Consider the following 12721-nt stretch of genomic DNA (forward strand, 5'->3'; position numbering starts at 1 on the left):
CGGCATCCCTGCCGGTTTACCCCCCAAATCACTGTCGAATTCCGGCCAGCGTGGTTTAACGGGGCGCCTAAGATCAAGATCAAAAGCAGGTCAAGATCAAGGGCGGCTCGCTTCGCATCGTGGTTACCGTTGAGCACTACAGCGTTGTGTAGATACACATGGCTATCGCAGGCAAGCCCGCTCCCACAGTTGGGTCGTGTGAGCACCGTCAGATCCCACATAGCTTGCGCAACAAATCGGTGTCCAAGTGGTGCTCCACCAAGTCCGCCAACCGCTCGATATCGCGCTCGCGCAAGCCGTGATAATCCACCTCTTGCACATCCTGCAACCCGGCCCAACGCAGCAACGCGCTGCACGCAGCCGGGGTCTCGAATAGGCCGTGCAGGTAGGTGCCTAGAATTTGCCCATCAGGGCTCTGCGCGCCATCGCTGCGGCCATCGTCCAGCAGGACCGCAGCGCTTGCCAAGGCAGCGCCGCAGGTCACCCCCGCATGGATTTCATAACCGCTGACGTCGGCATCTTCCAATACCAGACGCCCACGCACATTGCGCAGTTGTTTCTCTTGTTCCAGGGTGGTGCTGAACGCCAGCAACCCAAGGCCGGCACTGGAGCCCGCGAGCCCTTCCAGACCCAGCGGGTCATGGACCTGCTCGCCGAGCATCTGCAAGCCGCCGCAGATCCCCAGTACCTTGCCGCCATAACGCAGATGCCGCGCCACGGCGGTGTCCCAGCCATTGGCACGCAGATAGGCCAAGTCACTGCGCACGCTTTTCGAGCCCGGCAGGATGATCAGGTCAGCGGCAGGTATCGCCTGGCCCGGCCCGACGAACTGCAAGTCCACCTGGGGGTGCAAGCGCAGCGGGTCGAAGTCGGTATGGTTGCTGATGCGCGGCAGCACCGGCACCACCACCTTGAGCACCTGGGCGGCCTTGTCGATCTGGCGCTGGTCGATGCCGTCTTCCGCCTCCAGGTGCAGGTCCATCACGTAGGGCAGCACGCCGACGACCGGTTTGCCGGTGCGCGCTTCGAGCCAGTCCAGCCCTGGTTGCAGCAACGCGATATCGCCGCGAAAACGGTTGATGATGAAGCCCTTGACCCGCGCCTGTTCACTGGGCGACAGCAGCTCCAGGGTGCCGACCAGATGGGCAAACACGCCGCCGCGGTTGATGTCCGCGATCAACAGCACCGGGCAGTCCACCGCCTCGGCGAAGCCCATGTTGGCGATGTCATTGGCGCGCAGGTTGATTTCGGCCGGGGAGCCCGCACCTTCGACCATCACCACCGGGTAGGCCTGGCTCAAACGCGCGTGGGAGGCCAGCACCGCTTGCATCGCAATGGCTTTGTAGTCGTGATAGGCCACGGCATTCATGCTGGTGACCGCACGGCCATGGATGATCACTTGGGAGCCGGTGTCGCTGTTGGGCTTGAGCAATACCGGGTTCATGTCGGTATGGGGCGCCAGGTTGGCAGCCTGGGCCTGCACCGCCTGGGCGCGGCCGATCTCGCCGCCTTCGGCGGTCACCGCGCTGTTGAGCGCCATGTTCTGCGGTTTGAACGGTGCCACCGCGACGCCTTGGCGTACCAGCCAGCGACACAGCGCAGTCACCAGGGTGCTTTTACCGGCGTCGGAGGTGGTGCCCTGCACCATCAACGTGGTCATGTGGCGTCCTTGTAGGCGGCCAGGGCTTCATCAAGGCGCAGCCAGTCGGCGTCGGTGTCGGGCAGGCCCAAGCGCACGCTGCTGTTGTGCACGAACAGGCGCAGCAGGATGCCGCGTTGGGCCATGAATTCGTACAGCCGTTCAGCGTGGGGAGTAATCAACCACTGGAACAATGCGCAGCCGCCGTGCGGTTGAAGCCCACGGCGCTCAAGCAACTCGAACAGACGCTGGCCGGCTGCGATGCAACGACTGCGCTGGCGCGCATGCCCGTCGGTGTCGCGCAGGCACACTTGGCCCAACACCCGCGTCGGCCCACTGACGGCCCAGGGCCCGACCTGTTCGGCCAACAGCTTGAGCAACTTGCGCTCGGCCAGCACAAAGCCCAGGCGCACGCCGGCCAAGCCGAAGAACTTGCCGAATGAGCGCAGTACGATCAAGCCGACCTGATCGGCATGGCTGGCCAGGCTCAAGTCCGGGGTCACGTCAATGAACGCCTCGTCCACCACCAGCCAGCCACCGCGCTGGGCCAACCGCGCATGCCAGTCCAGCAGGCGTTGCGGGCTCAGGCTCAAGCCCGTGGGGTTGTTGGGGTTGACCACGACCAGCACGTCGAGGCTGTCGAGAAAGAAGTCGACTTCCTGCTCCTGCACTTCGCGCACCACATAACCGGCGCGGCGCCAGGCTTCGGCGTGTTCGGCGTAACAGGGCGAAAGCACGCCGACCTTGCCGGAACGACGCAAGCGCGGCAGCAGTTGGATCGCGGCCTGAGAGCCCGGCACCGGCAACAATGGGCCGGCGCCGTAGTACTCGCTGGCAGCCTTTTCCAATCCGTCGTCGGTTTCCGGCAAACGCGCCCAGGCACGCAAGGGAATCTCGGGAATCGGCCACGGCCAGGGCGCCAGGCCGCTGGACAGGTCGAGCCAATCCGCTTCGGCAATGCCGTACTCAATCGCGGCCTTACGCAGCCGACCACCATGTTCAAGCATAGATTTGCGCCCCCACGCACAGGACCAGCAGCCACAGCCATACGCCGCGCTGCACCAGTTGCCAGCCGCGATCAATGGAATCGGCGTCGGCCGGCGGGCCTTCGCCCAATGGCGGGCGCTGATGCACCTCGCCGTGATAAATCGCCGCGCCGCCGAGCTCCACACCCAAGGCACCGGCCCCTGCCGCCATCACCGGGCCGGCGTTGGGGCTGTCCCAAGTCGGGCCCTGAGTGCGCCAGCATTTGAGCGCCAGGCGGGTTTTACCCAATAACGCGTAGGTTAAAGCCACCAAGCGCGCAGGAATATAGTTGAGCACATCATCGATCCTGGCGGCTGCCCAACCGAAGCGCTCAAAGCGCTCATTGCGATAGCCCCACATGGCGTCCAGGGTGTTGCTCAGACGATAGAGCACCACGCCCGGCACACCGGCCACCACAAACCAGAACAACGCGGCGAATACCGCATCGCTGCCGTTCTCCAGCACCGATTCGGTGGCTGCGCGGGCCACTTCAGTACGGTCCAGTTCACTGGTCTGACGGCTGACCAGGTAACTCACACGTGTACGCGCCTCGTCCAGGTCATCACGGCGCAGGGCCTGGGCCACTGGTATCACGTGCTCGCCCAGGCTGCGCATGCCCAGGGCGCAGTACAACGCCAGGATCTCCAGCAGCCAGCCGATATAAGGCGCCCACGACAACGCCGTGGCCAGCAGGGTCAGCGGCACCACCGCAATAAACCACGCGGTCACACCATGGCTGCGCCAGCCACGCCCGCCAGTATTGAAACGTTGCTCGATGCGCCCGGCGAAATTGCCAAACGCCACCAGCGGATGCCAGCGCCTGGGCTCACCGAGCAGCGCATCCAGCGCCACCGCAGCCACACACAGCAAGGCCACACTCATTGACTCACTCCCCACGTGTTTTCATACAGCATGTCACTCAGCGGTCGCGGATCGGCCCAGCCTTCAAGCTGCAACATCGGTGCCGGGTAAAACTCGGCCACCGGCCCCAGGCACAACACTGCAAGGGGTTTTGCGCCGGGTGGCAAACCCAGCAACTCGGCCAGGGCCTGGGGGTCGAACAGCGAAACCCAGCCCATGCCCAACCCTTCCACGCGCGCCGCCAGCCACAGGTTCTGGATGGCGCAGGAGAGCGAGGCCATGTCCATTTCCGGCAGGGTGCGGCGCCCGAAGATGTGGCGCTCGCGATCGTCCATCAAGGCGGCGACCAATACCTCGGCACAATCGTTGATGCCTTCGACCTTGAGCTTCATGAACGCATCGGAGCGCTCGCCCAATGCTTCGGCGGTGCGTACGCGCTCTTCTTCTACCAACTGTTGAATCTGGCTGCGCAACGAGCGATCGCTGATGCGGATAAAACGCCACGGCTGCATCAGGCCGACGCTGGGCGCCTGGTGCGCAGCGTGGAGCAGGCGCTGCAGCAGTTCAGGCGCGACGCTGCCACCGCGGAAGTGGCGCATGTCGCGGCGTTCGGCGATGGCGCGGTAGACGGCTTCGCGGTCGGCTTGGGGGAATGCGTTGTCAGTCATGGCCTCTTCGCGAGCAAGCCCGCTCCCACATTGGATTGGTTTGCAACTGGGTCAACTGTGGGAGCTGGCTTGCCTGCGATAGCGGTCTCAAGGTCGGGCGCAAACAACGCGGCCACCGCGCCAGGATTCGACGGAAAATAAAAGTGCACATAGGAGGCGGTCAAACGACCCTGTCGGTAAACCGCTTCGGCACCGCGCCCGCCGTTAGGGCTCAGGCCACGGGCAATCGGCGCCCATTCGGTACTAGTCAGGGAATGGTGATAGGTATGCCCACGCAAGGTCCCCTCCGGCAGCTCGACGCTTTGCAGCGCCAGGGCCGCGAGTTTCTTCTGCATCACCGCATCACCTTGCAACAAGCCAACCAGTTCGGCGCGCTCACCCTCCACATCGGTCAACGAGTCGAGCAGATAGAGCATGCCACCGCATTCGGCGAGCAGCGGTTTGCCAGCGGCGTGATGAGCACGAATGGCGTCCAGCATCGAGGTATTGGCCGACAATGCCTGGTGGTGCAGTTCCGGATACCCGCCGGGCAAATAGAGGCTGTCCGCTTCAGGCAATTGGCGATCATGGATCGGTGAGAAGAACTTCAGCTCCGCGCCCATTGCCCGCAACAGATCCAGGCTGGCGCCGTAAGTAAAAGCAAAGGCTTCGTCACGGGCCACGGCAATCCGCACACCGGCCAGCAAGGGTTCGGTTTCGATCACGTGCGGCGCGGCAAAGGTCACCGGCGGCGGCAGGGCCACTTCGCAACTGCTGCCCAACGCCTGGGCGGCGGCATCCAGGCGTATATCAAGGTCATTCAGTTCGCTGGCTTGCACCAGGCCCAGGTGGCGGCTGGGCAGTTCGATGCCGGTCTCGCGGGACAATGCACCGTACCAACGCAAGCCCTCAGTGAGGCTGCCTTCAAGCAATTGCGCATGGCGCAGGGTGCCGACGCGATTGGCCAGCACGCCGGCGAATGGCAGGTCGGGCTGATAGCGCGCCAGCCCCAGGGCCAGGGCGCCGAACGTCTGGGCCATAGCCGTGCCATCGATCACGCCCAGCACCGGTACACCGAAGTGCCGCGCCAAGTCAGCGCTGGAAGGCGTGCCGTCGAACAGGCCCATCACGCCTTCGATGAGGATCAGGTCGGCCTCCCCCGCGGCCTCCCAGAGCAGGCGGCGGCTTTCCTGCTCGCCCACCATCCACATGTCCAACTGGTACACCGGCGCGCCACTGGCACGCTCGTGGATCATCGGGTCGAGAAAGTCCGGCCCGCATTTGAACACGCGCACCTTGCGCCCCAGGTTGCGGTGCAAACGCGCCAACGCGGCGGTGACCGTGGTTTTGCCCTGGCCGGACGCCGGAGCGGCGATCAGTACGGCCGGGCAATGACGGGGCTGATTCAAAGTTCGACGCCTTTCTGTGCCTTGATACCGGCCTGGAACGCGTGCTTGAGCATGCCCATTTCGGTGACGGTGTCGCCCATTTCGATGAGCTCAGGCTTGGCGCCACGGCCGGTGACCACCACATGCTGCATGGGCGGGCGGGCTTGCAGGTCGCTGAGTACCTGGTCCAGGTCAAGATAACCGTGCTTGAGGGCGATGTTCAGTTCATCCAGCACCACCAAGCCGATGGAAGGGTCATTCAACATGGCCCGGGACACTGCCCAAGCCGCTTCGGCAGCGGCGATATCGCGCTGGCGATCCTGGGTTTCCCAGGTGAAACCTTCGCCCATCACGTGAAAGCGCACCTGCTCGGGGAAGCGGCGAAAAAACAATTCTTCGCCGGTGCTGTTACGCCCCTTGATGAACTGCACCACACCGCACTGCATGCCATGGCCCATGGCCCGGGCCAACATGCCGAACGCCGAACTGCTCTTGCCTTTGCCGTTGCCAGTCAGCACCAGCAGCAGGCCGCACTCGTTGGGCGAATTGGCGATGCGCTCGTCAATCACGGCTTTTTTGCGCAGCATGCGCGCCAGGTGGCGTTCGTCGCGGTCGGGGGAATCAGTCATGGCAGCTCTCCGTTGGGGCTGGACAAAAACGGCGGGCAGGAAAAAGAAACAACAGACAGCCAAGCATCGCCCACCGTGATGCTGTTGGATGATCCAGGCCGGTCTCCGGGCTCATGAGTGGCGCTTTTGATAGCAAGCAGCCGAGGGCGCGCCTTCCCATATCGCACGCGACACAGTGGCAAACAGCACCGTCTTGACTCATTTACCGTTGCGGGGGCAGCGCCGGAATCGCGGCAGCACTGTGTACAAGTGCGCTCGCTCACCGGCTTCCCTGTTTCACTCCGTCGACGCGTACGCCACAGAGCACCTGGAACAAGCCGCGAAGGTTAGTGGGTTGGGGGTGGAGCGTCAATTAAAGCTGGCCTTGTACTTGAACCATCCGCCGTTCGTGCTTCTCTACCCCTACAGGTATCAAGGAGAAAACCATGCCTAAAACCCGACTTGCCCTACTGATCATGTTCGCCGGTAGCCTCGCTGCGTGCGGCGAAAGCTCGACCCTGCAGGTCGCCGACGGCACCGGGCCCTCGCCCCGGCTGCCGGAGCCGAACAAGACGTTGATCCCCACCGTCAATATCGCCCCGGCCATCGGCTGGCCCAAAGGCGCCAAGCCCGTCGCCGCCGCCGGCACCCAAGTGGCCGCATTCGCCGAAGGCCTGGACCACCCGCGCTGGCTCTACGTGCTGCCCAACGGCGACGTGCTGGTCGCCGAGACCAATGCACCGCCCAAGCCGGACGATGCCAAAGGCGTGCGCGGCTGGGTGATGGAAAAAGTCATGGACCGCGCTGGCGCCGGCGTGCCGAGCCCGAACCGCATTACCTTGCTGCGCGATGCCGACCATGACGGTGTGGCAGAAACTCGTACGGTGTTCCTGGAGAACCTCAACTCGCCGTTTGGCATGGCCTTGGTGGGCAACGACCTGTACGTGGCCGATTCGGATAAGTTGCTGCGCTTCCCCTATCAGCCAGGTGAAACCGCGATCACCTCCCCAGGCACCAAGGTGGTGGATTTACCCGGTGGCCCTTTGAACCACCACTGGACCAAAAATGTGGTGGCCAGCCAGGACGGCAGCAAGCTGTACGTGAGCGTCGGCTCCAACAGCAACGTCGGCGAAAACGGCCTGGAAGCCGAACAGGGTCGCGCCGCCATTTGGGAAGTCGACCGCGCCAGCGGCCAACACCGCATTTTTGCCTCCGGCCTGCGCAACCCCAACGGCATGGCCTGGGAACCCCAGAGCGGCAAGCTGTGGACGGCAGTCAACGAGCGCGATGAAATCGGCAGTGACCTGGTGCCGGATTACATCACCTCGGTCAAGGATGGCGGCTTCTACGGCTGGCCTTTCAGTTATTACGGCCAGCATGTAGATGTGCGTGTGACCCCGCAGAACCTGGACATGGTCGCCAAGGCCATCGCTCCCGACTATGCGGTAGGCCCCCATAGTGCCTCGCTGGGGTTGACCTTCGCCGAGGGCAGCAAACTGCCGGCCCCCTTCAGTAATGGCGCATTTATCGGCCAGCATGGCTCCTGGAACCGCAAGCCGCACAGTGGCTATAAGGTGATTTTCGTCCCCTTCGAAGGGGGCCAGCCGAAAGGGCAACCGGTGGATGTGCTGACGGGGTTTCTTGATAGCGATGAGAAAGCCATGGGCCGGCCGGTCGGCGTGGTGATAGATCAGCAGGGGGATTTGCTGGTGGCCGATGATGTGGGCAATAAGGTTTGGCGGGTGTCGGCTGTTAAGTAAATAACCACATACCCATGTGGGAGCGGGCTTGCCCGCGATTACGGTGGCCCAGCCAACTAAGCCGTTGACTGACACACTGCATTCGCGGGCAAGCCCGCTCCCACATTTTGGAGTTTTATTGATTCAGGGGTTACGCGCCAGATTCCCTGGCAACACGCGCTTGGCACTCAGGTAGGCATTCTGCCAATACGCTTTGGATAGCGTATCCAGCTTCACCGTACCGCCGGTCTGCGGTGCATGCACGAAGCGCCCTTCGCCCACATAGATGCCCGCATGGCTGACCCGCGAACCGCCACCGGTGGCGAAGAACAGCAGATCGCCGGTTTGCAGGTTTTGTTCGCTGACGTCCTGGGCACGCATCACGATCAATTCACGGGTGGTGCGCGGCAATGAGATGCCGGCAGCGTCGCGAAATACAAAGCCGATCAAGCCACTGCAATCGAACCCCGAGTCCGGTGTGTTGCCGCCCCAGCGATATGGCGTGCCGACCAGGCCCAGCGCACGAAAGAGCACGTCTTCGGCAGCAGGCGAGAAATTTTGGGTGGCATAGTTGAACACCGGCTTAGGCTTGACCGCGACGGGCGCGGGCGGCGGTGTACGACTGGCGCAGGCGCTGAGCAGCGCGGCGCAAACAATAAGCATCAGGCGGGCCGAGGTCGACATGTGCAGAACAATCCTGGTCTGGATGCGGCTTTCGCTGCCGAACGTTGAAAACCAGAACGCGCAAGCAAAGCTCGCGCGAACGGATGACAACAATGTCCAGGGATTCTAGCGCTTACACGTCAAACTTCAAGTATCACTTTAACTTTACTTACTAGCGGTAACCGTAGTCGGAGCCATGGCGAGTGCACGCTTGGCTTCGATGAAGGTTTTGCTCCAGTAGCTGTCACCGAGGTTATCGACCCGAACACCACCACTGCGGCGGCTGCTGGAGTGAATAAACTGGTTATCGCCCAGGTAGATACCGGCGTGGCTGACACGACCGCGACCACTGGTACTAAAGAAAAGCAGATCACCGGGCTTGAGGTTGTTTCGCGCGACCAACGGTGCATTCACGTTGATCATCTCGCGCGTAGAGCGCGGCAGATTCATGCCAGCTTCTTCACGAAACAGGTAGCCAATGAACCCACTGCAATCAAAACCGGCTTCCGAGGTGCCGCCGAAACGGTAACGGGTACCGATCAAGGACATGCCGCGCTCAAGGATGCTGTCGGCCAGAAGAGGCAGTTGGTAAGGCTTGCTGTCAGAGAACTCGGCGAGTTCTTTTTCGGTTGCCACCTCTTCTTCATAAACAGAAGCAGACTGTGCAGCAACGAACTTTGCCTGATTTTGAACCTGTGGTTTTTGCTGTTCTGCCACCTGCTGAGGGTGGGAGGCGCAACCAAACAACAGGGTAACGAGTGCGAGAGGCACGAGGGGTGCGAAGCGATTTAGCATGGGCACGACCGTGGCTGATGTGTAAAGAAGCCGAGACTATGCCCTCTATCACATCGATTTGCAAATTCAATCGCGATCTATGTGACTTATCGTTTCGACTATGCCATCTAAGCCGTGATTCCATTTCTCGCTTCAGTTGCGTAGCCCTTCGGGCTCAAACGCAGGTTTTCTGACGCCTTGAAAATGCCGTTACACGGAAAATCAAGACCTTACCAGCCCAAGGTTTCTTTCAGGAAAGGGATCGTCAATTTTCTTTGTGCCTGCAAGGAAGCCTGGTCGAGTTGCTCAAGCAAATCGAACAGCGCGCTCATGCTGCGGGTGCCACGGGTGAGGATAAAGTGCCCGACTTCGTCGGTCAGGTGCAGGCCACGACGGGAAGCGCGCAGTTGCAGCGCACGCAGCTTGTCCTCATCGGATAATGGGCGCATCTGGAAGATCAACGCCAGGGTCAGGCGCGACTTGAGGTCAGCCAGCTTTACCGGCAGTTCACGCGGCGAGGTGGACGCAGCGATCAGCAAGCGCCGGCCGCTGTCGCGCAGGCGGTTGAACAGATGAAACAGCGCCTCTTCCCACTCCGGCTTGCCGGCCACTGCCTGCAGGTCGTCGAGACACACCAGTTCATATTGCTCAAGGTTATCGAAGATGCCGATCCCGCGGTCCATCAATTCGGCCAAGGGCAGGTAGACCGCCGGCTCGCCCGTCTGCTCGAAACGCAGGCATGCGGCCTGCAGCAGGTGGGTACGCCCCACGCCATGCTTGCCCCACAGATAGATCAGGCTTTCAGTCCACCCGGCGTCGGCTTCGCAAAGCCGCTCCACATAGCCGAGTGCAGCGGCATTGGCGCCTGGGTAGTAATTGATAAAGGTAGCGTCATCACGCAGACGCACACCTAGGGGCAGCTGAATCGGTTTCATGCTGACTGAACGGCTCCCATCGAACCGTTAGTGGCCTCTATGTAAAGTTTGCAAAGTTTATACCCGTGACGCCGGGCGCACAATGCAGCAGACCACAAGCAAAATCAAAGGTTTGCGTTAACCCGGGGGTTTTACGCAGTTTGTTTGACGCACCCCGGCGCCAGAAACAACAAACCCGGCCAGGGCCGGGTTTGTGACACCGCGATTACAACTCGGGCTCATCCACCCCGGTATACACGTCCGAATCCTTGTACAGGTCGTGCACATGGCGCACCAGCACCATGATCACCGCCGCCACCGGCAGCGCCAACAGGATGCCGGTAAAGCCGAACAGCTCGCCACCCGCCAAAATCGCAAAGATCACTGCCACCGGGTGCAGGCCGATCCGATCGCCCACCAGCAGTGGCGTCAGCACCATGCCTTCCAAGGCCTGGCCCACCATGAACACTGCGACAATCCCCAGCATCGGGTACAGGTCGCCGCCGAACTGGAACAGCCCGGCCACCAGCGCCGCACCGATGCCGATCACAAAGCCCATGTACGGCACGATGGCAGCCAAGCCCGCGATCAAGCCGATCAACAGCCCCAGCTCCAGGCCGATCGCCATCAGGCCAGCAGCGTAAATCACCCCCAGGGCCAGCATCACCAGCAACTGGCCACGCACGAACGCACCCAATACCTCATGACACTCCGCTGCCAGGGAAACAACACGCTCTTCGCGGTCACGAGGCAGCAGACTGCGGATCTTGGCCATCATGATGTCCCAGTCTCGCAGCAGGTAGAACGCCACCACCGGGATCAGCACCAGGTTGGTCAACCAGCCGATCAGCGCCAGGCTCGACGCAGTCGCCTGGCTGAGCACCACCGTGACGATATCGGTGGTCTTGTCCATATGCTCGCTGATAGCTGCCTTGACCTTGTCGAACTTCCAGAAGCCATCGGCCAGCCCGAACTTGGACTGGGCCCACGGCATTGCCGTGTGCTGCAACCAGTCGAGCATCTGCGGCGCCAGCTCATAGAGGCGAAACAGCTGCTTGGCCAACATCGGCACCAATATCAACACCAGCGCCGTGATGATCAACGTGAACAGCGCAAACACCGTGATCACGCCCCAGGTGCGCGACATGCCGACTTTTTCCAGGCGATCCACTACGGGATCGAACAGATAGGCGAGCAGTAGCGCCACCAGGAACGGCGTCAGGATCGAATGCAGCAAGAACACAAAACCGCACAGCAGGACAATCCCGCCAAGCCACACCCAACGACGCGTATCCGCCATAAACCACTCCATCTGTTTTTTACGCCCTTCTTCTATATAGAAGGAGGAACACTATTTACCAACGAAAACGCAGTTGCGCCTGGGGCTCAGGTGCAACAGCCGGTTGCGTGCCATCGATCACGGCTGGCTGGGCCGGGGCTTCGCCAGCAGGAATTTCCTGCAGCTTGGCCAGGCTCAGTTGGGTGCGCAGTTGTTCGGCGCTGCCATTGACGCGATACACGATCCGGGTGCCATCCACTAACTGCGGCTGGCCGCCAAAGGGCTCCAGCAAACGGCCCAGGGCGGCGTAGCGCTCCAGGTTCATGCCTTGCACTTCAAGCAGTTGCTCACTGCTCACCCCTGGCTTGACCGCAAAGCGCGGCGCCAGCTTTTGGCTGACCGCCAGCAATACCGCGTCGGCAAGCGCGGCAGTGTCAGCGCCTTGAGCGGTACCCTCCTCAGCCTTGTCGCCCAGCCACAAGCGCCATTTTGCCTGCCACTGGCTACCCTCCTGACGCGCATGCACTGCCAGCAACGCATCGGCACCGTAACGCTCGGAGGCTGCGCGCAAAGGCGTGGCGTCCGGGCTTTCAAGGTTCGGCGCGGTGGCGACTACCTGTTCATCCAGGTCTCCCAGCGGCAAGCGCAGCGGCAGACCCCGGTGTTGCGCGGCCCGGCGCAGGGCCTGGGCAACGGCCTGGCCATCGCCGACCAGGCTGCTGCCTTCAGTTGAATCGTTCAGCCACCAACCCAGGATCGATGGCCGGTTGCTGCCCCAGATCGACAGGCCCGCATCCCGCAAGGCGCGGTCGGTGCTGACCGGGTCGAAGTCCACTTGCAGGCTTTCTGGCGGGCCGGCGTCGTAGCCGTACTGGCTGATGATTTGTTGCGGGTCTTTGCGGATCGCCGCCAGGCCAGGGCCATCGGCGGCCTTGGCGTCGCCGGTCAGGCGGATCACGAGGGTCTGCACAGCACGCTGGGTGGCTTGGTCGCGCTCTTGGGGCGACTGGCTGCTGACTGGTTCAAGTACTTGATAGAGGCCATTGAGGGTTTCGGCATGACTCGCCAGGCTGACCAACGACAAGCAGCCTACAAAGAAGAATTTACACAGACGCATGGAAGATTCCCGAACGACAAATTTAGCGGTTGGAACAGACCGCGTGATCTCGGTTTGGCAAGGCTG

Annotated in this window: 12 protein-coding genes and 1 riboswitch; of the genes, 1 reads left to right on the forward strand and 11 read right to left on the reverse strand. The window is 62.0% G+C overall.

The annotated features are described in order from the left end of the window. Positions 1-208: 208 nt before the first annotated feature. Genes BOP96_RS09520 through cobO form a run of 6 tightly spaced genes read right to left on the reverse strand, consistent with a single transcriptional unit; the run spans position 209 to position 6190 of the window. Positions 209-1660: a cobyric acid synthase gene (locus BOP96_RS09520; protein WP_072433686.1), complete on the reverse strand. Its 1452-nt coding sequence runs from the start codon at positions 1658-1660 to the stop codon at positions 209-211. Further along, the gene (gene cobD / locus BOP96_RS09525; protein ID WP_032903127.1) at positions 1657-2646 is read right to left on the reverse strand and encodes a threonine-phosphate decarboxylase CobD; all 990 of its coding nucleotides are present in this window, start codon (positions 2644-2646) and stop codon (positions 1657-1659) included. Before cobD ends, BOP96_RS09520 begins: the two co-directional genes overlap by 4 nt. Then, on the reverse strand, positions 2639-3547 hold the full coding sequence (gene cbiB, locus BOP96_RS09530; protein ID WP_014719390.1) for an adenosylcobinamide-phosphate synthase CbiB: 909 nt from the start codon (positions 3545-3547) through the stop codon (positions 2639-2641). Before cbiB ends, cobD begins: the two co-directional genes overlap by 8 nt. Then, entirely contained in the window at positions 3544-4194 is a 651-nt protein-coding gene (gene bluB, locus BOP96_RS09535; RefSeq protein ID WP_014719391.1) for a 5,6-dimethylbenzimidazole synthase, read from the reverse strand. Before bluB ends, cbiB begins: the two co-directional genes overlap by 4 nt. Next, positions 4191-5582: a cobyrinate a,c-diamide synthase gene (locus tag BOP96_RS09540; RefSeq protein ID WP_060767400.1), complete on the reverse strand. Its 1392-nt coding sequence runs from the start codon at positions 5580-5582 to the stop codon at positions 4191-4193. Before BOP96_RS09540 ends, bluB begins: the two co-directional genes overlap by 4 nt. Further along, a complete protein-coding gene (gene cobO, locus BOP96_RS09545; RefSeq protein ID WP_005790169.1) occupies positions 5579-6190 on the reverse strand; it encodes a cob(I)yrinic acid a,c-diamide adenosyltransferase in 612 nt (203 codons plus the stop codon). The genes BOP96_RS09540 and cobO overlap by 4 nt, the downstream gene beginning before the upstream one ends. A 79-nt stretch (positions 6191-6269) precedes the next feature. Beyond that, a riboswitch (cobalamin riboswitch) is annotated at positions 6270-6516 on the reverse strand. A 99-nt stretch (positions 6517-6615) separates the two neighbouring features. Between cobO and BOP96_RS09550 the strand changes: the two genes are divergently transcribed. Continuing rightward, positions 6616-7929, forward strand: a complete 1314-nt coding sequence (locus tag BOP96_RS09550) for a PQQ-dependent sugar dehydrogenase (protein WP_073452547.1) — start codon at positions 6616-6618, stop codon at positions 7927-7929. 123 nt (positions 7930-8052) lie between these two features. Here the strand turns inward: BOP96_RS09550 and BOP96_RS09555 are convergent, their stop codons facing one another. From BOP96_RS09555 to BOP96_RS09575, 5 genes are all read right to left on the reverse strand, one after another. Further along, positions 8053-8592 carry a C40 family peptidase gene (locus tag BOP96_RS09555; RefSeq protein ID WP_003193049.1) on the reverse strand — a complete coding sequence of 180 codons (540 nt, stop codon included), beginning with the start codon at positions 8590-8592 and terminating at the stop codon, positions 8053-8055. Positions 8593-8736: 144 nt separating this feature from the next. After that, the gene (locus BOP96_RS09560) at positions 8737-9366 is read right to left on the reverse strand and encodes a C40 family peptidase (protein ID WP_003193051.1); all 630 of its coding nucleotides are present in this window, start codon (positions 9364-9366) and stop codon (positions 8737-8739) included. Positions 9367-9575: 209 nt separating this feature from the next. After that, complete coding sequence (hda, locus tag BOP96_RS09565; RefSeq protein WP_014719395.1) at positions 9576-10280, reverse strand: DnaA regulatory inactivator Hda; 705 nt, start codon at positions 10278-10280, stop codon at positions 9576-9578. A 205-nt stretch (positions 10281-10485) separates the two neighbouring features. Beyond that, entirely contained in the window at positions 10486-11559 is a 1074-nt protein-coding gene (locus tag BOP96_RS09570) for an AI-2E family transporter (protein WP_014719396.1), read from the reverse strand. A gap of 55 nt (positions 11560-11614) precedes the next feature. After that, a complete protein-coding gene (locus BOP96_RS09575; RefSeq protein WP_014719397.1) occupies positions 11615-12655 on the reverse strand; it encodes a DUF2066 domain-containing protein in 1041 nt (346 codons plus the stop codon). Positions 12656-12721 lie beyond the last annotated feature (66 nt).

This window comes from Pseudomonas sp. FSL W5-0203 (assembly GCF_001896155.1).
Classification (GTDB): domain Bacteria; phylum Pseudomonadota; class Gammaproteobacteria; order Pseudomonadales; family Pseudomonadaceae; genus Aquipseudomonas; species Aquipseudomonas paracarnis.